The following is a 26,484-nucleotide window of genomic DNA, read 5'->3' on the forward strand; positions in this document are numbered from 1 at the left end:
GTAAAGGAATGAACGAAATGCCCCCTCCCCCGACCGCGTCAGTGCTGTTCGTATGCGTGCACAACGCCGGCCGTTCCCAGATGGCCGCCGGCTTCCTCACCCACCTCGCGGGCGACCGGATCGAGGTCCGCTCCGCCGGCTCGCTGCCGGCCGAGCAGGTCACCCCGGCCACCGTCGAAGCCATGAAGGAGGTGGGCGTCGACATCTCGGCCGAGCGACCGAAGGTACTGACCACCGAGGCCATCCGGGCGTCCGACTACGTCATCACCATGGGCTGCGGCGACACCTGCCCGATCTTCCCCGGCAAGCACTACCTCGACTGGCAACTCGACGACCCGGCCGGCCAGGAACTCGACGCTGTCCGGCCCATTCGAGACGAGATCCAACGCCGGACCGAAGCACTGATCGCCGAGATCGACGCAAACCAGCAGGCGTGACCGGAGGAGCACGATCCCCGGTCCGGGCCGTCACGGCCCATCGACCGTCCCACTCGCCGAGCCCGCCGGCTGGACCTCCAACCGAGGTTCTTCCAACTGGATGGTGGTGTCGCACAACCGCGCGACCTGCGCGGGGTCGTGTGAGACCAGGAGAACGGTTCTGCGTCCGCGCAGGGAGGCCACGGACTGTTCGACGGTGTCGCGGCTCCGTTCGTCGAGCGCGCTGGTGGGCTCGTCGAGCAGCAGCGCCACGGGTTCGAGGGCGAGGGAACGCGCCAGACAGAGTCGCTGTTTCTGCCCGGCGGAGAGGTTGCCTGCTGGGGTGTCGAGGCGATCGCGAATTTCCTCCCAGAGACCGGCTTCGGCGAGTGCCAACTCCGCGCGCTGACGGAGTCGTTCCTTGCTCTCCCTGAGGACATGCCGGATGCCGAACAGGGCGTTGTCCAGGATGCTGCCGCCGAAGACGACGGGGGTCTGCGGCACCAGAACGACCTTGGACCGCAGATCGGCGTCCCCCTTGCGGTGGACGACGGGCCGGCCGAGTACGTGGATCTCCCCCTCGGTCCTCAGCTCGGGCGGCAACAGGTCGACGAGGGCCCGCAGCACGGTGGACTTCCCGGCGCCCGAGGGCCCGCAGAGGCCGGTGGTGGTTCCGTGCCGGAGTTCGAAGGAGAGCGGACCGACGAGAGTGGTCCCTCGCGTGAGGACCCGTAGTTCGTGAGCTGCTATGACGATGTCCATCGCTGTCCTTCCAGGCGGTTCCGCAGCACGACGGCGGCTGTGAGGAGGAGGGCGGTGATGACGATGAGGACGAGGGCGCTGGACCATGCCTGGGTTACGGCCTGGGGGTCGCCCGAGTCCTGGGAGAGGTTGAAAACATGGGTGGGTAGGGACTGCACCGGACTCTCGACGACACCGCCGGGCAAAGCCGGTGCACCGGCGAAGACGGTGGCGGTGAAGAGGAGCGGGGCGGTCTCACCGGCGGCGCGCGCGAGCCCCAGGAGGAGCCCGGTGATGGTGGCCGGCCAGGCGTAGGGGACAACGACGGAACGCAGGTACTGGGCCTGAGTCAGTCCCAGTGCCTTGGCACTCTCGGTCAGCTCCGGGGGCATGCCCCTGATCCTGGCCGCAGTGGCGAGGGCCACCACGGGGACGACAACGGGCACCAGGACGATGACGCCGGCGAGCCACGACTTCCCCCAGCCCATGGCCGTGGAGAGGACCACAAAGCCGGCGAGGCCGAGGAGGATGGTGGGCACGCCGCCGATGACGACGGTGAGCACGTTCAGCGTCCGGATCAGCCGCGAACTTCCGTAGACGCCCAGCAGGATGCCGGCGGCGAAGCCGAGTGGTAGGGCCGCGGCCGCGGTGCCGACGATGAAGAGCAGGGTGCCGGAGATCTGGTTGCGCACGCCGCCGCCGGAGGAGCCGACGGACTCGGTGAGCCAGAAGGTGGGGTCGAAGGCGGCGGTGCCGCGGGCGGCCAGCAGCATGAGCATCGCGATGAGCAGTGCGGTGGGCAGCAGGAGCGCGGCGAACCGCAACGCGGCGGTGGACCGGTCGCGTTGAAGTCGGAGGGCGGTGAACACGGCGCGGGGCGCGGGCAGTCGCTCGTCGCCCGGCCGCGCGTGGCGGGTTCTGGTGCCCAGGACGGTGGCCGCGGCGACGGCGGCGAGCAGGACGACGCCCAGCGCGCACAGGGCGGCGAAGTGCGGCCCCGATGTTCCGGCGAGCATGGATTCAGGGCCGGCCAGCTTGGTGGTGAGGGTCTGGCCCGGCTGGAAGAGGGAGTCGAAGAACTCGCCCGGTGTGGTGGGGAGCCTCCCGTCCGCGCGGCCGATGACGAGGTAGACGGCGATGGCCTCGCCGAGGGCGCGCGCCAGGCCGAGAAGCACGCCGGTGCGCATGGCGGGCCGGGCACGTGGGAGGACGGCGGAGCGGACCACCTCCTGTCGGGTGAGCCCGAGGGCGTATGCGGACTCGCGATAACGGTCGGGGACGGCCTTGAGCGCGTCGACACTGACCGCGATGACGGTGGGGGTGATCATGACCGCCAGCACGATGGCGGCAGCGAGCAGGCTGTCGCCCCCCGGCACCGCGCCGAGAGTGGAGACCAGCGGCCGGATGGCCATGATGCCAATCAGCCCGTAGACGATGGACGGGACGGCCGCCAGGAGTTCGACGCTGGTGCGCAACGGGCGGGCCAGCCGCAGCGGCAGGTACTCGTTCAGGGCGATCGCGGCGGCCCAGCTGACGGGAACGGCCAAGGCGAGGGCCATCAGGCAGACGATGCCAGAGCCGTAGATCATGGCCAGCCCGCCGAACGCGGCGTGCGTGGGACTCCAGGTGCCGGCGGTGAGGATCTCTCCCCAGTCGACCGACCCGCCGGTGAGGCCCGAGGTGAGATAGCCGACCAGCACGAGGAGGATGCCCAGGACGGTGGCGGCCCCGAGGACCGTCCAGGTCCAGATCCACCGCGAGGGTCGTGGACGTGGCTCGGTGGCCGGTGCGGCCGACAGGGGCCGCACCGGCGTCTGGCTGGTCAACTGTCAGCCCCCGAGTTCGCGGATTCCGAGGTAGCCGTGGGTGGGGAGGATCGCCTGCCCCTCGTCGGAGAGGACATAGTCGATGAAGTCCTTGAGCTGCCCCTCCGGTGGCCCGTCGGTGATGAGGTAGAGGGGGCGCGTCATCGGGTACTCGCCGGAGGCGACGTTCTCGATGTCAGGGGAGATGCCGTCGAGGTGGACCGCGACGAGGTCGTCGTGCCTGTCGATGAACCCGGTGGACAGGGGGGCGACGGCGCCGGCCGTGGACTTTACCTTGCTGCGGGTCTCAAGGTTGCCGCCCACGATGGCAAAGTTGTCGGTGTCGGGAGGTGGCGGGGGGTCACCTTCGCCGTAGAGGTACTTGTCGAGGACTTCGCGGGTACCTCGCCCCGGTTCCTTGTCGTAGACGAAGATGCCGAGGTCAGGACCGCCGACTTCAGACCAGTTGGTGATGGTCCCCTCGAAGATGCCCTGAACCTGTTCGCGGCTGAGGTTGGTGACTCCGGCGTCCGCTACCTCGCGGTGGATGATCACGCCGACGGCATCGGCGCCGATCTGGGTGGGGTGGAAGTCGGTGTCGGGGTGCGCCGCCTGATCCTCTGCGGAGAACGGCTTGGAACTCATGGCGATGTCGATCTGGTCCGCACCGAGTTGGGATATCGCGCCGGCGGACCCGCCGTCGGTGGCGACCGTGATGTCGTACCCCCGCTCCCGCAGCACCTCGCTGGCATCGGTCGCCACTGGAGCAACCGTGGTGGAACCGCTGACCCGCATCGTCCCGGAGCCGGCATCGCCGTCGGCGCACGCCGAGAGAGTGACGGCGAGCAGCATCACCACACATCCGACACCCACGCGATGCGTCAACGGGGCGCCGATGACCCGCTCGCATGTCTCCCTGTCACCGTTACGCCTTTTCCACCCCTTAGCGGGAAATGTCCCCGTGTGAGGCATGCAGCTCCTCCTGTGACTGGCATCGCTGATTCCATGGGAGTCTAAACAGCAGATGGCGCACAGGGGAACAGTTTCTGAACAGCCAGTAACTGTAAGGGAGTTCACACCCAAAGCGGTTGCATCGAGGACCTCCCCCACCCCGACAGCCACCACCGCGAACGCCGAACAGAGCCGCGCCGCTCCAGCAACAAGGACCACGCCGGACGCCCGCCAGAACTTCACGACACAAACCGCAGGCGAGGGGGCGTCGAGGGGATTCCGGACCCAGACCCCCTCTATGTTGACGTTTATCGAATCAAGTGGAAGTGTGTAATCGACAACCGTCGATATCGCATGGAGGAGCAGGCTGTGTCCCGCACCCAACTCGCACTGCGCGTCGCCGACCTGGAAGGGTCGATCACCTTCTATTCCCGACTTTTCAATACCGAGCCCGCGAAGCGGCGCGAGGGCTACGCCAATTTCGTCATCACCGAGCCGCCCCTGAAGCTGGTCCTCCTGGAAGGGGAGCCGGACCAGGACACGCGACTGGACCACCTTGGCATCGAGGTGGAGTCGACCGAGCAAGTGAGCTCGGCGACCGAGCGTCTGAAGGGCGCCGGGTTGGCGACGTTCGAGGAGAACGACACGTCCTGCTGCTACGCGCTACAGGACAAGGTGTGGGTGACAGCCCCCGGCAAGGAGCCCTGGGAGGTCTATGTGGTGAAGGCGGACGCGGACACGCTCGGCAAAAGCGCTGCCACCCGCCCCGAGAACCAGGGCTGCTGCTGATTCGTCAGTAGCAGAACAGGAACCACTGGACGCACACCCTCCCCCGCTCCGGGCCGACCGATCCGACGAACGCCCGGCGGCGGGCGGAGGGCCACGTCAGGCAGCGGGAACGCGCACGGGGCTCAGGAGCCGCCCCATGACCGCGAGAACAGAGGGCTCGACACGGTAGTAGACCCAGGTGCCCCGCCGATCGGCGAGCAACAACCCCGCCTCCCTCAGCTTCTTGAGGTGATGGGAAACCGTCGGCTGCGAGACACCGACATCCGCGATGTCACAGACACAGACCTCCCCCTCAGGATGTGAGGCCACCTTGGAGAAGAGGCGCAGCCGAACGGGATCACCCAGCGCCTTGAACATCACAGCCGCGATCCCGGCTTCGTCGGCGGTCAACTCCCGCTCGGTGAGGGCCGGACAGCACGGCTCAGCGGCGAGCATCGCCACCTTCACCCGGGGATTCGACATGCATCTATGTTGACACCAATCACCGGCGAATGCAAAGATCAAACAATTTGACATCTATCAAATCAATGGGGGACCCTCATGCCCGATACCGGGACCCGCCCCACTGCGGTGATCACCGGCGCCAGCAGCGGCATCGGAGCGGCCACCGCTCGTCGTCTGGCAGATGAGGGATTCGCCGTTGTCCTGATCGCGCGTCGGGAGGATCGGCTCGCCCGGGTCACGGAGGAGATAGGCGACGCGGGTGGGACGGCGCGAGCGCACGCCGTCGATGTGACCGACGCCGAGTCGGTGGCCGCTCTGGCCGCCACGGTGGAACAGTGCGACGTACTCGTCAACGTCGCCGGGGGCGCCTTCGGGGTGGAGGAGGTCTCCGAGGCGAACCCCGCCGACTGGCTGCGCATGTACGAAGTGAATGTCCTGGGCACGCTGCGCCTGACCCAGGCACTGCTCCCCCGGCTTCTACGCGGACGGGCCGGCACCGTCGTCGTCCTCACCTCCACCGCTTCATTCACCTGCTACGAGGGAGGCGGTGGCTACAGCGCGGCGAAGCATGGCGCCCACGCGCTGGCCCAGACGCTCCGGCTGGAGGTGTGTGGCACGCCGCTGCGCGTGGTAGAGATCGCGCCGGGCATGGTGCAGACCGAGGAGTTCTCCCTCAACCGCTACCGCGGGGACGCCACCAGGGCGGCCGACGTCTATGCCGGCGTACCGGATCCGCTGGTGGCCGAGGACATCGCCGACACCGTGGCGTGGGCGGTGACCCGCCCTCCGCACGTCAACGTGGACCTCCTGGTCGTCCGGCCTCGGGCGCAGGCCGCGCAGCACAAGGTGCACCGGCTGGGCTGAGGCGGCCCACGCGACTTGAGAGCTGGCTCCGTCACGGACGATGGAGCCAGCCCACATGTCGCCCCGAAGTCAGCAGGCGGGCGCCGCCCCGGGGGCGTCGAACTGTTCGGCGGTGTAGGCGGCGAGTTGGAGCGCGGCGGTGTGGTCAATGCCCAGCTCGGTGGCGGCGGTCAGCACGGCTTCCGAGGCGCTGGACGAGGTACCCAGGTGCCTGGCGGTGGCATGGAGAAGCTGATCGTAGCGTTCCTTGGTCAGACCCAGGCGTAGCGCGATGGCCTCCGCTCCCCCGGTGGCGGAACAGACCCCCGTCTCCGGCAGTTGCAGCTCGACGGACTCGGCCGCCGCCAGGTCTCCGGCGATGGCTGCGGCGACGGAGCGGACCTGCTCGTAGCCGGTGACCATCAGGAACGTGGGCGCACGCCCGTAGCTCTTCATCCCCACCACGTAGTAGCCGGGTTCGGGGTGCGCCAGCTCGCGGAAGCCGTGCGGGGTAACGGTTCCACAGGAGTGCTGGTTGGGGTCGATGAGGGGAGCGACCGCGCGGGGGGCGGACGTGACGGGGTCGAGGTCGAGGCGCAGTTCGTCGGTGATGCGGTGGTCGGGACGGAAGCCGGTGGCGGCGACCACGCGGTCGGCGGTGATGGCGTACTCGCTGTCGTCGTCGGTGTGGGAGTAGAGCCGGATCCGTCCGTCGTCGAGCGTGTGGACCCGGTGCGTGCGGAAGTTGGGCGCGAGGGTGACGCGTCCCGTGTCGACGAGCATGCGCAGTCCTGAGCCGAGCGCGCCGCGTGCGGGCAGTTCGTCGTCGCCTCCCCCGCCGAAGGAGCCGGCGGGCTCGGCGGCGCGGATGGCCCAGGTGACCGCAGTACCCTCGGCGGCGTCGGCGAGTTCGGCGAGCGCGAGGAGGGTGTTGGCTGCGGAGTGCCCGGCGCCGACCACCACCGTGTGGTGGCCAGCGTAGGCGGGGCGGTCGGCGCCCAGGACATCGGGCAGGCCGTGGCTAATCCGGGCGGCGGCCTCCCGCTCCCCATGGGCAGGCAGGCCGTTGGCCCCCAGGGGGTTGGGCTGGAGCCAGGTACCGGAGGCGTCGATGACGGCGCCAGCAAGGACCTCGTCCCCTTCGGACAGCCGGAGCACGAAGGGGACGGCGTCGCGCCCTGCGGTGCGCAGCCGGTCCACCCCGTGCCGGCTGATGGCCTCGACCCTGGCCCCGTAGCGGATGTGCGGGGCCAAGGCCGGATGTTCGGCCAGGGGCTGGAGATACCGCTTGACAAGGTCACCCCCAGTGGGGAGCTCCTCGCCCGGCGGCTCCTCCCAGCCGGCGGACGCGAGGAGACGGCGCCCGGCGGGGTCGGTGTTGAACTCCCAGGGGCTGAAGAGCTGGATATGGGACCAGGAGCGCACCGCCGCGGCTGGCGTGTCACCCGCTTCCAACAGCACGAAAGGAACCTCTCGTTCGGCGAGGTGCGCGGCGGCGGCGAGCCCGATGGGGCCAGCTCCGATGACGGCGACGGGATGTGCGAGGGGGAGGCGGTCGGCCACGGGGGGTCCTTTCGGCGTGCGGAGCGGGCGGGGCCCATCGGAGCGGGCCCGGGTAGTCACTCGACAACAACCCGCTATATAGACACTTAACGAAATAGAGGATTTCCAGGGTTCCCCGCGCGCCGAAGGATGTCAACCCGGCGGGTCCCGCCCGAGCCGCGCATGGCTGGGCCGGGGGTCGACGCGGCGCCAGGGGACCGGGTAGGGTCTATCTCGACAATCGTCTAATCAGGGCGGTGCGGCGGGGGTGCTCCCCTCGCCGGCGTCGCGGGGCGGGCTTCGCGGGTTGTGCCGACGACCTGCCGGCCCAGCATCCCCGGACGGCCGGTGTCCCGTCCCGTCCTTCGTCCTTCCGTCCGCGGGCACGTCCGCCACCGGGTACGGCCTCGTCCGTCCCCGCCCACCGTGCCTACTCACGGCTCTCCGTGCTGCTGCCCAGAACGGCTTCGCCATGCCCGGAGGACAGCAATGCCGCACGACCATCCCGTCCCCACCCCGCGTGAACCGATCGCCATCGTCGGTCTCGCGGGCAGATTCGCCGACGCGTCGACGCCCCCGGAACTGTGGCGGATGCTCGTCGACGGCCGCGACGCGGTGACCGAGATTCCCCCCGAGCGCTATGACATCGACAGCGTGTACGACCCCAGGCCACGCACCCCGGGCCGGACGATCAGCCGTTGGGGTGGCCTGCTGCGGGATGTCGACGCTTTCGACGCCGAGTTCTTCGGGATCTCACCGCGCGAGGCCGACCGGATGGACCCGCAACAGCGGCTGCTGTTGGAGACCGCCTACGAGGCCCTCGAAGACGCCGGCCAGACCAGGGCCAACCTCGCCGGCAGCGATGGCGGGGTCTTCATCGGCCAACTCGGCGGCGACTACTGGCATCTGCAGTACGCCGACCGGGAGCGGCTGAATCTGCACGCGATGACCGGCGCCGCCTCCCGGGCCATCACCTCGGGGCGGCTCTCATACGCTTTCGACCTGCGTGGACCCAGCGTCACCGTGGACACCGCCTGCTCATCCGCCCTGGTGGCGGTCCATCACGCCGTTCAGGCGCTGCGCCTGGGCGAATGTCCGGTGGCACTCGCCGGCGGCGTGAACCTTGTGCTGCTTCCCGAGGAGGGAGTGGTGTACTCGGGCGCCGGCATGCTCGCCGCCGACGGTCGCTGCAAGTTCGCAGACGCCTCGGGGGACGGGTTCGTCCGCAGCGACGGGGTCGGCGTCGTCGTGCTCAAGCGTCTGACCGACGCGCTCGCCGACGGCGACCGGGTACGGGCCGTGCTCCTGGGGTCGGCGATCGGCAACGACGGCGACTCCAGTGGCTACCTGGTCACGCCATCCGTCGAGGGGCAGCGGCGGGTGTTGCAGCGCGCCTATAGGGACGCTGGCGTGGACCCGCGCGACGTCGACTTTGTCGAGGCCCACGGGACCGGCACCAGCGTCGGCGACCCCGTGGAACTCGCCGCGCTCGCAGACGTTCTCGGCCCCCGCGCGGCGGGTGAGGAGTGCCTGGTCGGCTCGGTGAAGACCAATATCGGGCATGCCGAGGCGGCTGCCGGCATCGCCGGGCTGATCAAGGCCGTGCTCTGCCTGGAGCACGGCACAGTGCCGCCAAACCTGCACCTGGAGACCCCCAACCCGGCCGTCGACTGGGACGACCTCCCGCTCACCGTGCCGACCCGGGCCACCCCGCTGCCAGCACACGACCGACCCGCGCTGGCGGGGGTCAGCAGCTTCGGGTTCTCCGGCACCAACGCGCACCTGGTCCTCCGGGCCGCTCCCCCGGCCGACGACGCCGGCCTCGAAAACGATGACGGCCGAGCCCGACTGCTGACGCTGTCGGCCGCCACCACGCCGGCGCTGCGCGCAAGCGCGGCAGCCCTGGCCGACCATCTCACCGGCGATGGCACCCGCCAGTCGCTCCGCGACATCTGCCACACGGCCGCCACCCGGCGCACCCGCCACGAGGCTCGTCTCGCCCTCGCGGTCGAGGACCGGGCGGAGGCCGCCGAGTCGCTGCGCGCCTTCGCCGAGGGCCAGGCCGAGGCGGGCGTGGCCACCAGCGACTACACCGCCCCCGGCCACAGGCCGCGCATCGCCTTCGTCTTCCCGGGCCAGGGTTCGCAGTGGCCGGGAATGGCGCAGGAACTCCTCGACGACGAACCGGTCTTCGCGCGAACCATGGCAGCCTGCGACAGGGCGATCCATGCGGAGGCCGGCTGGTCGGTGCGCCAGGTGCTCCGCGAGGCCGACGAGGACCGGCTGGCTGAACTCGATGTCATTCAGCCGACCTTGTGGGCCATTGAGATTTCCCTGGCCGAGCTATGGCGCTCCTGGGGCGTGGAGCCTGATGTGGTCATCGGCCACAGCATGGGCGAATCGGCCGCCGCCTATGTCAGCGGGGCCCTCTCGCTGGCCGACGCCGCCTCGGTGATCTGCCGCCGCAGCCGGCTGGCCAAGGCGCTCACCGGCCGGGGCACCATGGCGTGGGTGGCGCTCCCCGTGGAAGAGGCGCGCCAGGCGCTGGCCGGCCACGAGGAGCGGGTGGCCGTGGCCGCCGTCAACAGCCCCACGTCCACTCTGCTCTCGGGGGAACACGAGGCGCTGGAGCAGATCCTGGCCGCCCTCGACGCACGCGAGGTGGACAACCGTCGCGTCAACGTCGACTTCGCCTCGCACTGTCCGCAGATGGACGAGCTGCGCGAACCACTGCTGGCGGCGCTTGAGCACCTTCGACCGCGCGCCGGACGCGTCCCGCTGCAATCGACCGTGCTCGGCGAGGCCATCGACGGCGCCGGCATGGACGCCGCCTACTGGGCCCGTAACCTCCGCGAACCCGTCGACTTCGTTTCCGCAGTCCGAGCCCAACTGGCAGACGGCGAGACCGTGTTCGTCGAAATGAGCCCGCACCCGCTGCTGGTCGCCGGCATTCGCGAGGTCGCCGACGCCCACCCGGGCGCCGAGGCGTGGGCCACCGGGAGCATCCGGCGGTACGCCGGCAGCCGGGCGGATCTGTTGGGCGCCGCAGCGGTGCTGCACACCGCCGGAGTCGAGTTGGATGCGGCAGCGCTCAACGACACCGGCCGGTTCGTTCCGCTGCCCGGCTATCCCTGGCAGCGGACCAGGCACTGGCTCGCCCCACCGAACACACCCGCCGAACAGGCCGCGACGCACCCGCTGTTGGGCGAGCCGGTGCCAGGCGTGGAGGGCGCGCTGGCCTGGGAGGGGTCACTGTCGCTCGACCAGCACGCCTATCTGCGCGACCACCGGGTCCAGGACTCCGTCATCGTCCCTGGCACCGCGCACCTGGAACTGATCACGGCGGCGGCCCGCTCCGCGATCGGCGCCGGCCCGCTGTCCCTGTCCGAGGTTCGGTACCACCGGGCACTGTTCCTGGATGAGGGCGGGCCGGCGCCCATGGTGCGGGTGACCCTCGCCGAGACCCCCCAGGGCGCCTGGCGGGCCAGGATCCTGGCCGAGGACGAGACGACCGACGGTGGCTGGCTCCTCCACACCGAGGCCGAGGTGCGGCGGCTGGAGGGGGCGACCCCGTCCGGCCTCGATGACCTCGCCACGGTGCGGGAGCGCTGCCAGGAACAGCAGCGCGGCGCGGAGTTCTACCCCTGGCACGCCGCGCGCGGAAACCAGTGGAACGGCGCGTTCCGCGCGATCGAGAGGGTGTGGCGCCGCGACGGAGAGGCGCTGGCGGAGCTGAGCTGCCCCATGTCGATCCGCGCGGACATCAAGGGCCATCACTTCCATCCGGCGCTGCTGGACGCGAGCGGGCACGCGATGGCAGCGGCCCGGGCGGCGACCGCGCCCGGCGATGAGGGCGTCTTCGTCCTAGGCGGCATAGAGGAGTTCCGGCTGTACCGCCGGCCGCCCGCCGAACTGTTCAGCCACGCCCGGCTCAGGGAGAGCGACCGTCAGGACTCGTTCACCGCGGACATCGACATCCGTGAGCGGGACGGGGCGCTGGTGGCACAACTGGTCGGCCTGCGCCTCCAGTATCTGAGCGGGCGCGCCCCCGAACCACTGGCAGTTCCGGAACCGCCCGCATCGACGTTGGGCAACCGGGCCCTGCACACCGTGGTCTGGGAGCCGGTCGCCGCCGAGCCGGCACCGACCAGTGGCACGGATCCGGAGAACTACTGGCTGGTGCTGAGCGACAGCGGCCCCACCGGCCGGGCCCTCGTCCGTGAACTCGGGGACCGTGGCGAGCGGGTCGTCGTGGTGACCGCCGGCGCCGGCCCGCTGGCGGGGGCAGGAGACCGCTACCGGATGGACCTGGGCCAGGGGGACCACTACCGGCAACTGCTCGCCGAGGTCGCCCGGGAACCCGGCCGGTGCCGGGGGATCGTCCACCTGTGGGCGCTCGACGCGGTCGCCGGACTCGACGCCAGCGACGCCGAGATCCGGCGCGCGCAACTACTTTCCGCCGACAGCGTGGTGTCGCTGTGTCAGGCGCTGGAGAACGAGGGCCTCGAAGGAGCCCCACTCTGGCTGGTGACTCAGCACGCGCAGGCCACCCATCCCGAGGAGCGGGTACGTGCACCGTTCCAGGCGCTCCTGTGGGGACTGGGCCGCACCATCGCTGCCGAGGCTTCCGGCCTCGGCAGCCGGTTGGTCGATCTGGACCGGTCGCCGGCGAGCGTCGCCCGGCTGGTGGCCTCGCTGCGCGCCCCGGATCGCGAGGACCAGATCGCCTTGCGCGGCGGCAGGCGGCTGGTCGCGCGCCTCGTCCCGGCCCCGACATCGGGCGCCCACGCGCTGACGCTCACCAGCCCGGGCGTCCTGGACGATCTGGGACTCGCCGAACTGCCGCCCGCCGAGCGCCTGGCGGACGACGAGGTCCGCATCCGGGTCAGCCACGCGGGCGTCAACTACCGCGATGTCCTGCTGAGCGTGGGGATGTACCCCGGCCAGGACGAGAGCGCACCGGTCCTGGGCTGGGAGTGCGCCGGCACGGTCATCGAGGTCGGCCGCCAGGTCCGTGACGTGGCCGTGGGGGACGAGGTCATCGCCCTCGCCGAGGGGGCGTTGGCCTCGCAGGTGACAACCCTGGCGTGCCTGACAGCGCCACGTCCACGGTCGATCGGCGCGGCCGAGGCGGCGGGGCTGCCCGCCGCCTATCTGACGGCCTTTCACGCGTTGCACGAGTTGGCCGGGGTGAGCCGGGGACAGACGGTCCTGGTGCACTCGGCTACGGGCGGCACCGGCCGCGCCGCGCTGGCGGTGGCCCGTTGGCGGGGTGCCCGGGTCTTCGCCACCGCGGGAAACGCCGAGAAGCGCCGGCTGCTGACGGAACTGGGAGTCGAGGCGGTCGCCGACTCCCGCACCCTGGAGTTCGCCAGTACCTTCCGCGACGCCGCGGGAAGTGACGGCTTCGACATCATTTGCAATACCCTGGCCGGCCCGGCGGTCGAGGCCAATCTCTCCCTCATGGCGCCCTACGGCCACTATCTGGAGCTGGGGAAGCGCGACATTCTGGAGAACAACGCCCTGCCGTTGGGAGCGTTCGCACGCAACCTCTCCTTCCATGCGGTCGACGTCGTCCACATGATCCAGCACGCGCCGCGACGCGCCGGTCGGATCCTGCGGGCGGTCGCCGAGCTGGTCGACCGTGGTGAGCTTCCGGCGCTGCCCCACAGCGTGCACCCGGCCGAGAAGGCCGCCGGTGCGTTCCGGTTGATGGCCACGTCCCAGCACACCGGGAAGCTCGTGATCGCCTTCGAGGCGGATGGCTCTTCCCCGGTGCCGGCCGCGCGCACCGCCCCGGTCTCGATCCACGCGGGCGGCACCTACCTGGTCACCGGCGGTGCCGGTGGTATCGGCAGGTCGTTGGTGCGCTGGCTGGCCGACCAGGGGGCGCGCCATCTGCTGCTGACAGGCCGTCGTCAACTCGCCGATGTCGCAGGTTCCGAAGGGTGGCAAGCGCTCCAGGACGAGTTGGCGGGGCGTGGGGTCCAGTTCACCTACGAGGCGGTCGATGTCGCGGACGCGGGTGCCATGCGGGCGCTCCTCCGTGCCCGGCGGGCCGCAGGGTCGCCGCCGGTGCGCGGCGTCTTCCACGCGGCGGGTGTCATCGACTACCGACCGCTGTCGGACCTGCGCCCGGCGGAACTGGCGCGCGTGCTGGCCGCGAAGGTGAGCGGAGCATGGAACCTGCACCGGATGCTGGCGGAGGAGCCGGTGGACGCGTTTGTGCTGTTCTCCTCCGGGTCCGCGCTCCTGGGATCCCCGCTGCTCGGCGGCTATGCGGCGGGCAACGCCTTCCTGGACGCGCTGGCCCAGCACCGGCACGGGGAAGGTCAGCCTGCCACGGTCGTCAACTGGGGCTTCTGGAACAGCGTCGGAATGGTCGCCCGGCAGGAACAGGCCGAGGAGCGACGGCTGGTACCGCAGGGGATGTCCTCCTTCAGCCCGGACGAGGGGCTGGAGCTGCTGGGGCGGATCCTCGCCGATGGTCGCCCGGCGACCGCGGTTCTGCCTGCCGACTGGCCCGAGTGGGCACGCGCCTACCCACGCGCCGCCCAGACGCCGCTGCTGGCCCACCTGGTCACCCACCCGGCGCCGGCCGCCGAGGCGGTGGATGGTGGCGACCGCGAACCGACCGTCGCCGTCACCGTGCCCAGGCGGGAACCAGCACAGGCACAGGTACCGGCACCAGAGAAGCCGTTGGCCAGGCAGGCAACGACGACGGAGCCCGCACCGGCCGCCGCCGAGGGCGGCGGGACCGACCTGGCTGAACTCCTCGACTTCCTCCGGCAGGAGGTCGCCGCCGTGATGGGGACCCGGCCTGAGCGGGTCAACCCGAACCGGCCGTTGAGCCGCATCGGGATGGACTCCCTGATGGCTGTGGAGCTGCGCAACCGGATACAACGCGCATACCGGGTGAAGCTCCCGATGGTGCGACTGCTCAAGGACGGGACCGTCACTACGGTCGCCGAGGCGCTGGCCACCGAACTCACCACCGTCCATGTCTCGGCCTGACCGAGCGCGCGAGAAGGACAGCTGACGATGAAGACACCCGACATTCGCATCGCGGGTCTGGGGACATACGTTCCCGAGACCGTCGACGCGCGCAAGGCCGTGGCGCTGGGCCTCTACGACGCGGAGGACTACGAGTTCTACGGCTGGACCGGCGCGGCCGTGGCCGATGACATGCCGGCCCCCGACATGGCGATCGCCGCCGCCCAGCAGGCGATGGAACGCTCGGGGGCCCACCCCCACGACCTCGATCTCCACATCCACGCCTGCGGGCACGAGCAGGGGCCGGAAGGCTGGTCGGCGCAGCACTACATCCTGCGGCACCTGACCGACCGCGACATTCCCTCCTTCCGGGTATGGCAGGCGTGCAGCGGCCTGATCGGCTCGCTGGAGCTGGCGGCCTGCTACCTGATGGCAGTGCCCGAGCGCACCACCGCGCTGCTGACCGGTTCGGACAACGTGGGGACCCCGAACTTCAACCGGTGGGCGTTCGGCATCCAGAACGGGGTGCTGGGCGATGCGGGCAGCGCGGTGCTGCTCTCCACCCGCGAGGGCTTCGCCACTCTGGTAGCGATCAACACAGGCTCCACCGCCGAGGTGGAGGAGCAGTACCGGGGCGCGGAGCCGCTGTTCCCGCCGTCGCTGACGGTGGGCCGTTCCATGGACTTCAAGGAACGGCTCGCCGCGGCCGGCGGCCTGGAGGAGACCGTCGCCGAAGTCGTCCGACGCCAGGGCGAGCTGCGGACGGAGATCGCGCTGCGCACGCTCGCCGAGGCGGGCCTTGAGCCGGCGGACGTGACCAGGGTGGCGCACGTCTTCACGGGTCAGGAGAGCTATCTCAAGGTCATTCTCGACCCTATGGGGCTCTCCCCCGACCAGGGGCTGTTGGAGTTCGGCCGGGCTCTCGGGCATCTGACCGTCAGCGATCAGGTCGTCGGCCTCGACCACCTCGTCGCCGAGGGTGAGGTCGGCCCCGGAGACCACGTCCTGATCGTCGCCCACGGCGGTGGGGTCTCCATCACCTGCGCCGTCGTGCGCATCGACCAACGGCCGCCCTGGGCCCGCCGCCGCTGACCGTCACCCACCGGGGCGGGCACCCCCGCCCCGGTGGGGCCGCATCCGACTCATCCACTCCTGGGGGCTTCTTCCCGTGTCCACGCTTGCCTCGTCGTCACCGCTGCTCGACGCGGAGGCGCTGATCTCCGCGTTCGGCTTGCTCGGCATCATGATCACCGTCTTCGCCCAGTGCGGCGTCGTCTTCTGCTTTTTCCTCCCCGGCGACTCCCTGTTGTTCACCTCGGGACTCCTGGTGGCCAACGACCAGTTCCTGCACCAGCCTCTCTGGGTGGTGATGCTGGTGGTGGTCGTGGCCGCCGTGCTGGGCAACCAGTTCGGCTACGCTTTCGGAAACCGGGTCGGGCCGGCTCTGTTCCGACGCCCCAACTCCCGTTTCTTCAAAGCGCAGAACGCGGAGCGCGCGCACGACTTCATGCTCAAGCACGGCCCCAAGGCCCTGCTCATGGCCCGGTTCATTCCCGTCTTCCGAACCTTCATCCCGATCATCGCCGGGGTGGGACGGATGCGGTATCGCACCTTCCTGCTCTACTCCATCGTCGGGGCCGTGGTGTGGTCGGTCAGCCTCAACCTGATCGGTTTCTATTTGGGGCAGATCGAGTTCGTCCGGAACAACATCGAATCCATCGTCATCGGGATCGTGTTGGTCTCCGGCATCCCCGTCATCATGGAAGCGGTCAAGATGCGCCGCCGAGCGAAGGCGGAGCGCTCCGCCGCTGCCACCGACTCACCCGCCGACGCCACCTCCGACGCCCAGGAAACGGAGCCGCAGCCGTGATCAGCGCCGAGGATTTCTGCACCCTGCTGGAGGCCCGTGGGTACACCACGGCCAGCGGCGTGCCCTGCTCCCACTTCGGAGGCCCCATCGCGCTGTTGGGAGCCAGGGAGGGGCGCTATGTGCCGGCGCCCAACGAGGGCAGCGCGCTGGCGGTGGCGGCTGGCGCCGCCCTCGCGGGACGGCGTGCCTATGTGATGCTGCAGAACTCGGGTCTTGGCAACCTCATCAACCCGCTCACCTCGCTGGTAATGATGTACCGCCTGCCGGTCCTGACGTTCACCAGCCTCAGGGGCTGGCCAGACCCCACGACCGACGAGCCACAGCACGCCGTCATGGGGCCGGCCACACCCCCGCTGCTCGAAGCGGTCGGCGCCCCTCACCACATCCTCCGCAAGAACGACGGCCCGTCCGAGTTCGAGCTCATACTCGACGCCACGGACAAGGAACTCACCGCGGGGCGCGCGCCCTTCGTCCTGGTCGAGCGGGGCGCCATCGGCAAGGTAACAGTCGAACTACCCCCCGAGAAGCTGGGGTTGACGGCAGCGCAAGCGATCCGGGTGGTGACGGACGCCTTGCCAGGAGCCATGGTCATCGCCACCACCGGCTACACCGGGCGCGACGCCTTCGCGGTCGCTGACCGCCCCGGCGCCTTCTATATGCAGGGGTCGATGGGACACGCCCCCTCCCTGGCGCTCGGGGTGGCGCTCTCCCATCCGGAACGGACCGTGGTCGTACTCGACGGCGACGGTGCCCTGTTGATGCACCTGGGGGCACTGTCGATGATCGGCCACATGGCTCCGCCGAATCTGGTCCATGTCGTACTGGACAACGGGGTCCACGAGTCGACGGGGGGCCAGGCGACGACGTCCGCGACCACGTCGTTCACCGAGTCGGCGCTGGCGGCGGGCTATGTGAGCGCCCTTTCCTGCACGGCCGAGCAGGACCTGGCGCGGGCGGTCGTCGCCGCCGACGCGGCCGAAGGCCCCGCGTTGGTGCGGGTCAGGACCCTGCCGCGTACCGGAGAGATGCCGCCACGAGCGACAGCGGCACTGGGGCCCGAGGCGATGCGGGACCGGTTCCTCAATGCACTCGACGCCGGCGAACCCCCTCAAAACTGACGGTCTGGCGGCCCGCCCGGGACGGGCCGCCGGACCGCGATCTCATCCCCCGGCACCCTCGGGAGCGCTATTGGAACAGGCCGCGACCGCCCGGGGATCCAGCGCGGCAAGGCTGGCGAAGACCCGCAAGGGCTCGGCCAACGCCTGACAGCACATCACGTACTGGTTGCTGCGCCCCTTGGGGATGGCCTCCACCAGCTGTTGTTCCCGCAGCGGAGCGAGGTGGTGGCTGACCAGGGTCTGGCTGAGCCCGGTCGCCTCCTGCAACTCCTTGACCGTGCGCGGGCGTTGAGCGATCAGCAGGACCAGGGTCAGGCGTGTCTCGTCAGCCAGGGCCCGAAGCTTGGGGGCGAGCACCTGGGCATGCTGGCGTTCGCCGAGCCAGCGCGCCGGGTCGCTGACGGCGACGTTGAGTTCGGATGGGCGTCCCATCGCCACCTCCTCCTGCCTCCTGGCCTCGGTGCCGGGCCGCGGCATGGCGGAGGCCCGGTCGATCCTACGTGTCACGGGGCGTCCGCGTCCGTCAGGAGCCGGTCGCTGTCTCGGCCGTCTCACGGTGCGGTTCCCCCGGCTCTGGGCCGTCCTCGTCCGGGTCGAGCCGGGTCCGTGGCAACACGAAGGCGGAGACGATCGCGCCGATCGCCGCGACAGCCGCCGCCACCGTGAGGGTCGCGGCGAAGCCGGAGACAAAGGCCTGTTGGGCGGTCTCCAGCAGCCGTTGACCGGTGGCTCCACCGGTCTGTTCAGCGACGGCAGTGGCGCCGGCGAGCGACTCCCGAACGGTGTCCCCCACGCCTGCGGGCAGTTGGTCGGCGGCGGGCAGCTCGGACCGGTAGAGGGTGACGATCAGACTGCCGGAGACAGCGATGCCCAGGGCGCCGCCGACCTGCATGCCGACGTCGGCGACGGCCGAACCGGCGCCGGCCTGGCGGGCGGCGGAGACCACCAGGATCGCGTCGACAGCGGCCGGCAGCGCGATGCCCATGCCCAGCCCGAAGACGGCCAGGCCAACCAGCGCCTGGGTCTGGTCATCGACCCCGAGACCGGCCAGGACGCCCAACCCGGCGGAGCACAGCACCAGGCCGACGACCACCGTGGCCTTCAACCCCAACCGCTCGACCAGGCGCGGCGAGAGCGGCGCGCCGATCATCATGGTCCCGATGGCGAGCATCCGCAGTCCGGCGCCGAGGGGGTCCAGTTCGAGGACCGACTGCAGGTACTGGGTGAGGAGATAGAGGCCGCTGTAGAGCCCGAAGGAGGTGCAGGCGATGGCGAGCGCCCCACCGCCGTAGCGACTGTTGAGGAAGAGCCCGATGGTGATCATGGGCTTGGAGGTGTGGCGCTCCCAGGCGACGAAGGCGGCCATCAGGGCAAGGCCGAGGGTCAGGGAGGCCAGTGTGACCGGGTCGGCCCACCCGTTGTGCGGGGCCTCGACGAGGCCGTAGACGATGGCGACCAGGCCCGCGACGGAGAGCAGGGCGCCCACCAGGTCGAGTCCCGGGTGGTTCTCCGCCCTGGATTCGGGGATGAGCTTGGCCGCGCCGACGAGGGCGACGGCGGCGAGCGGCACGTTGATGAGGAAGAGCGAGCCCCACCAGAAGTGCTCCAGGAGCAGGCCGCTGACGAGCGGGCCAAGTGGCACGCCGACAGCAGCGGCGCCCGACCAGATGCCGATGGCCTTGCCCTGTTCCTCCAGGGGAAAGACGTCCTTGATGATCGCCAGGGTGGCCGGCATCATCAGCGCCGCCGAGATGCCCATCAACGCCCGGAAGGTGATGAGCAGTTCCGGGCTGTTGGCGAACGCCGCTCCCAGGCTGGTGAGGGCGAAGGCCGTGAGGCCGAGCGCGAGCAGCCGCCTTCGGCCGAAGCGGTCGGAGAGGCCACCGGCCATCAGCAGCAGCCCGCCGAAGGCCAGCGCGTAGGAGTCGACCGTCCACTGCAGTTGGCTGCTGCTCGCGTCCAGGTCGGTCTGGATGCTGGGAAGGGCGAGGTTGAGGATCAGGGTGTCCAGGCCGATGAGGACCAGGCTCAGGCACAGGATGGCCAGAATCTTCCACCGGTCCGGATGACCGCCGGGGTGCTTCACGTACTTCTCCTCGGTGCGTGGCAGGAGGGCCCTGCTGTCTCGTCGGAGTGGGAGGGCCCTGTTTCGGCGCGCCACACTAACCACAGATGCTGTTATCAACAGCATGGACTGTTGAATTGAGAGACAATCAAGCGCGCAATCAAGCCAGTTGGGATCCGCCCTTCGACGCTCCCCCCGCCCCACCACCCTGACATGCCCGAACAGTCACACCCACGGATGCGGCGCACCGGACCGGCCGACACCCCCTCTCCCCCCCTCCGGCGGCCCGCAACGCTCCAGACCCCCTCGGAGCCGCCGACCAGAAGCGCTATAGCCCTACAGAAAGACCCCCGTCCGCCCCGGCGGGCCACGGGGCAAGGACTGGCGCAAAACACTCGGCGGCTGGAACTAACCCCTCGATTACTTCGATTGCCATCGATACATTGAGCAAGACGCAGCACGGGGGCCTCTGCGGACGGCTTCCCATGGATGCCTAGGGGGCTGGAATCATGCGCATACCCGGTAACGAACAGCATCAAGACGTGACCGGGCCACGCATCCGGCGGTAGCCCATCCGCCTTCTCCGTATCCCGACGGCGAGCCCGCGCGTGGCGGCGCGGGCGCCGAGAACACCTCTCCCATCCCGCGGCGGTGAACCGTGTCGGCACGCGGTCCACCCCGCCCAGGCAGCGGAGCGGTCCGGCATGTCCGGCTCCGGCCCGCCCAACGCAGCGAAAGGCCAGCGATGTCTCTTACCGACCGGCCCCGGCTCGCCCTGGTGGGCGATCGGGGCAACCACAACGAGCCGTCCCACCCTCGGATAGACGCGATGCGCGAACTGTGGGACCTCTCCACCCAGTGGGTGCCCACCGAGAACATAGGCGACGACGGAGTACTGGCCGGCTTCGACGGCGTCTGGGTCGTGCCCGGAGCCCCCTACCACAACCAGCGTGGGGTGCACATCGCGGTGCGCCACGCACGCGAGCGGCACCTCCCCTTCCTGGGAACCTGCGGAGGGTTCTTCAGCGCGCTGATCGAGCACGCCCAGAACGTGCTGAAGCTCCCCCAGGCGCAGGGCGTGGACGAGGACCCGGAGAAGCTGACACACCTGGTCACCCCCCTGACGTGCTCCCTCAACGGGGAGACGGCACCGTTGCGCGTCGCCGCGGGCTCGCTGCTGTCCACCATCTACGGGCGCACGGAGGCCGAGGAAGTCTTCCACTGTTCCTACGGGTTGACGCAGGAGTTCATGGACGAGGCCAGCGACGGCACGCTGCGGATCAGTGCCTGGGACGGTGACGGCGCGCCGCGCGCGCTGGAGATCACCGACCACCCGTTCTTCGTCGGCAGCCTCTTTCAACCCGAGCTGTCCTCCGAACCCGGCGCCGAACACCCCATCCTCACCGCGTTTCTTGACGCGGTACGGCGGCGCGCGGCGGCGCCAGTGGGAAACGCCGGCTGACCAGAGCCAACGAGAGGGCAGCCATGAGAAGGGAAACCAGAGGCGTGTCCCGCCGTGGACTCATGCGGAGCGGCGCTGGACTCGGCGTGCCGGCGTTGCTGCCGGTCATCCATCCCATCCAGGCCCACGCCGGCACCCCGGCCACCGGATCGGGCACGGCGACGGTAGCGGGGACGGGTTCGACGCAACTCCATGCGCCCGACCGGGCGGAGTTCGTCGAGCAGTCGGCCGCGATGACACCAGACCGCACGGCACGCACCGCCTGCCAGTTCTGCAACTCGAACTGCGGTCTGCGCGTTGACCTCAAGGCGGACCAGATCCTGGCCGTCCGCGGCGAGGAGGAAGACCCCGTCCAGCGCGGGCAGCTATGCGTCAAGGCCGAAATGATGCCGCAACTGACCTACAACGCACGGCGGTTGACCACTCCGCTGGTCCGCATCGGCGGCGTCAAGGGGTCGGGCGAGAGCCGCTTCGAAGAGGCCACCTGGGACGAGGCCCTGCGGGCGGTGGCAGAGCGGCTGCTGGAACTTCGGGACGCCGGGCAGGCCCACACCATCGCCAATCGGACCACCGGCCGGCTCCCCCGCGGCACGGGCTCGCTGGTGGCCCGTCTCTTCGCGATGCTGGGCAGCCCCAACAACACCGACGTGGGCCCGGTCTGCAACGACGCGGGCGCCAACGCCCTCGCCGCCACCTTCGGTCTCGGGAACTTCACCAACGGTTACGGCATCGACGGGGCGACCGGCCAGGAGGACCTCGGCGCCGCGCGCCACTACCTATTCCTGGGCACCAACCAGGCCGAGACCCATCCGGTGACTTTCGACCACCTCCTGCGCGCCCGGGAGTCGACCGGCGCGACGCTGACCGTCGTGGATCCGCGACTCACCCCCACGGGGGCCCTCGCCAACAGGTGGGTGGCTCCCAAGCCGCACACGGACCTCGCGCTGTTGCTGGGCATGCTGTACCACATCATCGAATGCGGTTTGTACGACGCGGAGTTCGTCGACCGGTGGGTCACCGGCTTCGCCGAGCTGCGCGACCACCTCGCCCAGCACGGCTACACCCCTCGGTGGGCGGCCGGTGTCACCGATGTGCCTGCGGCGACCATCGAGGCTATGGCCGAGGAGTACGCCACCGCCCGGCCCGCCGCGATCTTCTGCAACGCGGGGATATCCCACCAACTCGGTGCCTTCGACACCTATCGCGTGATCACCTTCCTCGCCGCGGTCACCGGCAACATCGGTCGCGCGGGCGGCGGTTGCAACTTCATGCACAACACCTGGCCCGGGGACCTCCACCTGCCGCCGCTGGACGTCGACCTCCCCGAACCGGCCACCGCGGCGCTGCCCGTCGGCCCCGACTACTTCGCCGAGTCGATCCTCACCGGCCAGCCCTACGGGCTGCGCGCGGTCATCACGCAGGGCAATCCGCTGGTGTCGTCCGCCAACACCACCAAGGTCAAGGAGGCGTTCGCCGCCCTCGACTTCTATGTCTATGCCGGCCTGTTCATGGAAGAGGCCGCCGACTACGCCGACGTGATCCTCCCGGTCTGCGGCGGTCTTGAGATGGAGGGGGTGTATATGCGGCGCGACGACCGGGCCATCCGTTGGCAGGAGCAAGTCCTCGCGCCCGTCGGCGAGTCCCGGCCCGACTGGCAGATCTGGATCGGCCTCGCCCACGCGCTCGCCGATCTCGACACCAGCCGCCCCGCCGCCGAGTGGCGCCGGGCCTTCCCGTCGGACTGGATGGACTACGGCGCGCTGTGGGCGGAGTTCGTCGCCCACACACCAGGCATGGGCGGCATGTCCCAGCAGCGCCTGGCGGACCGCGCCGAGCCACTGCGCTGGCCCTGTCCCACCGCCGAGCACCCAGGGGTGAGTACCCTCTACCTGGACCACCCCAGCTGGTACGAGGCGGCCGAATCCCTCGATGCGGCACACCGGGGCAAACGGTTCCTCACCCCCAGCGGCACCGTTGAGATCACCACGCCCGCACTCCAACGCAGCCTCGCGAGCGCCGGACACGACGCGCTGCCCACCTTCTACACCCACCCCGAGGTGACCGGAGCCCACCCCACCGTGGCCTATGGCACGGACTTCGTCACCAACCCGGTCAACCCCCAGGCGCTCACCCACCCGGTACGCCTGGGGGTACGGGGCGATGGCTCGGTACACCGTCGCTATCCCCTGATGGGCATGACGGGGCGCCCCAGCGTCGTGCACTTCGCGAGCGTCACGCACTGGACGGACACCGGGAAGCAGCTGAACGGGATCCGCTTCGTCCAGATCCACCCCGCCACCGCGCGCGCCGCCGGCATCTCCGACGGCGAGCCCGTCCGGGTCGAGTCCCCGCGTGGGTCGGTCACCGGCACAGCTCTGCTGTGGGAGGGCATCCGCCGGGACACCGTCTTCGTACCCAACACCTTCGGCCCTGCCCAGGAAAACGGCGATCTCTTCCAGGCGCCCCGATACTCAGCCGCCAACACCCTTGTCGACGACCGCTACTACGACAACCTCTCCGGCCAGCAGGCATACAAGTGCTTCGCCTGTCGGGTCGTCCCAATCTGATCCCCTCCGGCACCGCCCGCCCATCCTTCGCAGTCCTTCGAAAGGCAGCGCATGTCCCCCACCCCTGACGCCCGCCTCGCCGCGGCGGCGCTTACCGTGCGCCCCCTCAGTGGATTCGACGCCACGGTGCGCGTCCTCGGGTCCAAGAGCTACACCAACCGCTACCTCGCACTGGCCGCGCTCAGCGGCGAACCCACCGTCATCGATAACGCTCTGCTCTCCGACGACACCCGCTACCTGGCGCACGCCGTCGAAGCGTTCGACCACGTCAGCTGCGCGATCGACGAGACGTCCGCCCGCATAACCGTCACTCCCACCGGGCGTCCGATGCGCGCGCCCGACGAGGAGATCTTCGTCGGCGGGGCCGGCACCCCGTTGCGGTTCCTGATCTCCATGGCCGGCCACGCCTCCGGCACCACGGTGATCACCGGCAACGCCCGGATGCGGGAGCGGCCCATGGGGGACCTGCTCTCGGCGCTCGGCCCGTTGGGGGTGGCGGCCACCGCCGTGCACGGCAACGGCAGCCCGCCCATCCGGGTCACCGGCGGCTCCTTCAAGGGCGGCACCACCAGCATCAGCGGCGCGGTGTCGAGCCAGTTCACCTCCAGCCTCCTCATCAACGCGCTGCGCGCGGAGAGCGACACCGAGATCACCATCGCCGACGACCTCGTCTCCAAGCCCTATGTGGAGATGACGATCGCGGCAATGGCCGAGATGGGAGTTCACCTCTCCCGTGAGGGCTACCGACGCTTCACCGTGCCGGCCGGACAGCACATCCGGGGTGGTCAGGTCGCCGTCGAGCCGGATGCCTCCGGCATGTCCTACTTCCTCGCCGCGGCGGCGATCCTCGGATCCACCGTGACCATTCCCGGCATCGGCACCACCTCCCACCAGGGAGACGTCCACCTCGTCGACGCACTACGACGGATGGGCTGCGAAACGCGCGCCGACGCCGACTCGGTCACCCTCACCGGCGGCCAACTGACGCCCATCGACATCGACATGGAGGCGATGCCAGACGTCGTACCGACCCTCGCCATCGTCGCCGCGCACGCCACCGGCACCACCCGCATCACCAATATCGCCTCACTGCGCGTCAAGGAGTGCGACCGCATCGCCGCCGTCACCACCGAGCTCCGGAAGATGGGCATCGGCGTCGAGGAACACCACGACGCCATGTACATCACCGGCGGCACCCCGCACGGCGCGACCATCGACACGTATGACGACCACCGCATCGCGATGACCTTCGCCATCGCCGGGCTCCGCACCGAAGGGGTCGTCATCAACGACCCCGGGTGCGTCGCCAAGTCGTTCCCCACCTTCTGGTCCGCCCTCGACGCCCTCCACCCGGAAGGGGTCAGCACCAAGTGACCACGCCTCAGCCCGGTCTGCTCCTCATCCTCGACGGCTGGGGCCACGCGCCGCCCGCACCGGACAACGCGATCTCCCTGGCCCACACCCCCACCCTCGACGCGCTCACGGAACACGCCACCCTCGCCGAGGCGTCCGGAGACGCCGTCGGGCTACTGCCCGGCACCGTCGGCAACTCCGAGATCGGACACCTGGTCATCGGCGCCGGCCGCCCGCTGCCTTACGACAGCCTTCTGGTGCAACACGCCATCGACGACGGCAGCCTGGCGCGCGACCCGAGGCTCACACAGCTGATCTCAGACGTCGCGGCCCGAGACGGCACGCTCCACCTGATCGGCCTGTGCTCGGACGGCCAGATCCACGCCCATGTCGACCACCTCCGCATCCTATTGGCCGCTGCGGCGTCAGCGTCCACCCCACCACGCGTCGCGATCCACGCCATCACCGACGGCCGGGATGTCGCTGACCGCACCGCGGCCGGCTATCTCGACCGTGTCCTCGCCCACACCGGGGAGGCGGGCATCGGAACGCTGGCGACCGTCATCGGCCGCGGCTACGCCCTCGACAAGGCAGGCCGCTCCGACCTCACCGACCAGGCGGTCGCGCTGGTCGCGGACCTTCAGGGCCGCAGGACGGAGACCCCCGAGGCGGCCGTCTCCGGCGACAACGGCGACGAGTGGACCGCCCCTACCCGCTTCCCCGGCGCCGCCCCGATCGCCGACGGCGACGGACTGATCTGGTTCAACTTCCGCAGCGACCGCATCCAGCAATTCGCCGACGGCCTGCACGACCACCTCGCCGCCACAGGCCGCGCTGTGTCCGCGCTCAGCCTCGCCCGTTACGACACCCGCACCCCCATCACCCCACTCGTCGAGCGAGCGGACGCCTCAGGCGGTCTTGGTGACCAACTGCGGGCCGCCGGCATTCGCTCGGCGCGCATCGCCGAAGCCGAGAAGTTCGAACACGTCACCTATTACCTCAACGGCCGCGATCGTGCCGCCCGTTCGATCGAGGAGCACCTCCGGATCACCGACGCCACGCCCCCGGACTATGTCGCCCGCCCGGATATGAACATCGACCGGCTCACGGGCGCCATTCTGGCGGCGACCACCCGGGCCGACCTTCCCCTGGTGGTCGCCAACCTCCCCAATATGGATGTCGTCGGACACACCGGCGATCTCGAAGCCACCGTGGCCGCCTGCGAGTACACCGACCGCGCCATGGCGACCCTCCTCAAGGCCGCCCAGGAGAGGGGCCGTTGGATCCTCGCCGTAGGCGACCACGGCAACGCCGAGACCATGACCATCACCAGCGGCGCCGCGAGACGCCCCTACGGCGGCCACACCACCAACCCGGTCCCGTTGGCCATCCGCACCAGCGACGGAGGGACTCCCCCGGCAGCCCCGCACGCGACGCTCGCCGACGTCGCCCCCACCGTGCTCCGGCTGCTGGACGTGCCACCGGGGCTCACCATGACCGGCAAGCCCCTTCTCTGACACGGCAG

At 70.1% G+C, this 26,484-nt stretch carries 18 protein-coding genes; 11 read left to right on the forward strand and 7 right to left on the reverse strand.

Annotated elements, in window-relative coordinates; genetic code table 11:
* Positions 1-17: 17 nt before the first annotated feature.
* A complete protein-coding gene (locus tag AOM46_RS22440) occupies positions 18-437 on the forward strand; it encodes an arsenate reductase ArsC (protein ID WP_062214433.1) in 420 nt (139 codons plus the stop codon).
* A 30-nt stretch (positions 438-467) separates the two neighbouring features.
* On the opposite strand, the gene AOM46_RS22445 is transcribed toward AOM46_RS22440, so the two are convergent.
* Genes AOM46_RS22445 through AOM46_RS22455 form a run of 3 tightly spaced genes read right to left on the reverse strand, consistent with a single transcriptional unit; the run spans position 468 to position 4,156 of the window.
* Complete coding sequence (locus AOM46_RS22445; RefSeq protein WP_062214434.1) at positions 468-1,178, reverse strand: phosphate ABC transporter ATP-binding protein; 711 nt, start codon at positions 1,176-1,178, stop codon at positions 468-470.
* On the reverse strand, positions 1,163-2,983 hold the full coding sequence (pstC, locus tag AOM46_RS22450) for a phosphate ABC transporter permease subunit PstC (RefSeq protein ID WP_107080149.1): 1,821 nt from the start codon (positions 2,981-2,983) through the stop codon (positions 1,163-1,165). Before pstC ends, AOM46_RS22445 begins: the two co-directional genes overlap by 16 nt.
* A gap of 3 nt (positions 2,984-2,986) precedes the next feature.
* Positions 2,987-4,156, reverse strand: coding sequence for a phosphate ABC transporter substrate-binding protein (locus tag AOM46_RS22455; RefSeq protein ID WP_234313917.1), 1,170 nt, complete (start codon positions 4,154-4,156; stop codon positions 2,987-2,989).
* Between the two features lie 126 nt (positions 4,157-4,282).
* Between AOM46_RS22455 and AOM46_RS22460 the strand changes: the two genes are divergently transcribed.
* Positions 4,283-4,702 (forward strand): ArsI/CadI family heavy metal resistance metalloenzyme, encoded by a 420-nt coding sequence (locus AOM46_RS22460; RefSeq protein ID WP_062215111.1) that lies wholly within the window; start codon positions 4,283-4,285, stop codon positions 4,700-4,702.
* A gap of 96 nt (positions 4,703-4,798) precedes the next feature.
* Here the strand turns inward: AOM46_RS22460 and AOM46_RS22465 are convergent, their stop codons facing one another.
* Positions 4,799-5,164, reverse strand: a complete 366-nt coding sequence (locus AOM46_RS22465) for a metalloregulator ArsR/SmtB family transcription factor (protein WP_062214436.1) — start codon at positions 5,162-5,164, stop codon at positions 4,799-4,801.
* A gap of 78 nt (positions 5,165-5,242) precedes the next feature.
* Here AOM46_RS22465 and AOM46_RS22470 point away from each other — a divergent pair, with 78 nt between their 5' ends.
* Positions 5,243-6,010: an SDR family oxidoreductase gene (locus AOM46_RS22470; protein ID WP_062214437.1), complete on the forward strand. Its 768-nt coding sequence runs from the start codon at positions 5,243-5,245 to the stop codon at positions 6,008-6,010.
* A gap of 69 nt (positions 6,011-6,079) precedes the next feature.
* Here AOM46_RS22470 and AOM46_RS22475 read toward each other — a convergent pair whose 3' ends face one another.
* Positions 6,080-7,552, reverse strand: coding sequence for an NAD(P)-binding domain-containing protein (locus tag AOM46_RS22475; RefSeq protein WP_062214438.1), 1,473 nt, complete (start codon positions 7,550-7,552; stop codon positions 6,080-6,082).
* A 468-nt stretch (positions 7,553-8,020) separates the two neighbouring features.
* On the opposite strand from AOM46_RS22475, the gene AOM46_RS22480 reads away from it, so the two are divergent.
* The 4 genes from AOM46_RS22480 to aepY all read left to right on the forward strand — a co-directional run bounded on the left by AOM46_RS22480 (position 8,021) and on the right by aepY (position 17,512).
* Positions 8,021-14,545 carry a type I polyketide synthase gene (locus AOM46_RS22480; protein ID WP_062214439.1) on the forward strand — a complete coding sequence of 2,175 codons (6,525 nt, stop codon included), beginning with the start codon at positions 8,021-8,023 and terminating at the stop codon, positions 14,543-14,545.
* Between the two features lie 27 nt (positions 14,546-14,572).
* Positions 14,573-15,616 (forward strand): ketoacyl-ACP synthase III family protein, encoded by a 1,044-nt coding sequence (locus AOM46_RS22485; protein WP_062214440.1) that lies wholly within the window; start codon positions 14,573-14,575, stop codon positions 15,614-15,616.
* A gap of 76 nt (positions 15,617-15,692) precedes the next feature.
* The gene (locus AOM46_RS22490; RefSeq protein ID WP_107080150.1) at positions 15,693-16,394 is read left to right on the forward strand and encodes a DedA family protein; all 702 of its coding nucleotides are present in this window, start codon (positions 15,693-15,695) and stop codon (positions 16,392-16,394) included.
* Complete coding sequence (aepY, locus tag AOM46_RS22495) at positions 16,391-17,512, forward strand: phosphonopyruvate decarboxylase (RefSeq protein WP_062214441.1); 1,122 nt, start codon at positions 16,391-16,393, stop codon at positions 17,510-17,512. Before AOM46_RS22490 ends, aepY begins: the two co-directional genes overlap by 4 nt.
* Positions 17,513-17,554: 42 nt before the next feature.
* On the opposite strand, the gene AOM46_RS22500 is transcribed toward aepY, so the two are convergent.
* A complete protein-coding gene (locus AOM46_RS22500) occupies positions 17,555-17,944 on the reverse strand; it encodes a helix-turn-helix transcriptional regulator (protein WP_062215115.1) in 390 nt (129 codons plus the stop codon).
* A gap of 91 nt (positions 17,945-18,035) precedes the next feature.
* On the reverse strand, positions 18,036-19,598 hold the full coding sequence (locus tag AOM46_RS22505) for an MFS transporter (RefSeq protein ID WP_062214442.1): 1,563 nt from the start codon (positions 19,596-19,598) through the stop codon (positions 18,036-18,038).
* A gap of 724 nt (positions 19,599-20,322) precedes the next feature.
* On the opposite strand from AOM46_RS22505, the gene AOM46_RS22510 reads away from it, so the two are divergent.
* Genes AOM46_RS22510 through gpmI form a run of 4 tightly spaced genes read left to right on the forward strand, consistent with a single transcriptional unit; the run spans position 20,323 to position 26,476 of the window.
* Entirely contained in the window at positions 20,323-21,039 is a 717-nt protein-coding gene (locus tag AOM46_RS22510) for a hypothetical protein (RefSeq protein WP_062214443.1), read from the forward strand.
* A gap of 23 nt (positions 21,040-21,062) precedes the next feature.
* Entirely contained in the window at positions 21,063-23,606 is a 2,544-nt protein-coding gene (locus AOM46_RS22515) for a molybdopterin-dependent oxidoreductase (RefSeq protein ID WP_062214444.1), read from the forward strand.
* Positions 23,607-23,657: 51 nt separating this feature from the next.
* Positions 23,658-24,980, forward strand: a complete 1,323-nt coding sequence (gene aroA, locus AOM46_RS22520; protein ID WP_062214445.1) for a 3-phosphoshikimate 1-carboxyvinyltransferase — start codon at positions 23,658-23,660, stop codon at positions 24,978-24,980.
* A complete protein-coding gene (gene gpmI / locus AOM46_RS22525) occupies positions 24,977-26,476 on the forward strand; it encodes a 2,3-bisphosphoglycerate-independent phosphoglycerate mutase (RefSeq protein WP_062214446.1) in 1,500 nt (499 codons plus the stop codon). Before aroA ends, gpmI begins: the two co-directional genes overlap by 4 nt.
* Positions 26,477-26,484 lie beyond the last annotated feature (8 nt).

The sequence above is a fragment of the Streptomyces sp. NBRC 109706 genome (genome assembly GCF_000974485.1).
Lineage (GTDB): Bacteria > Actinomycetota > Actinomycetes > Streptomycetales > Streptomycetaceae > Streptomyces.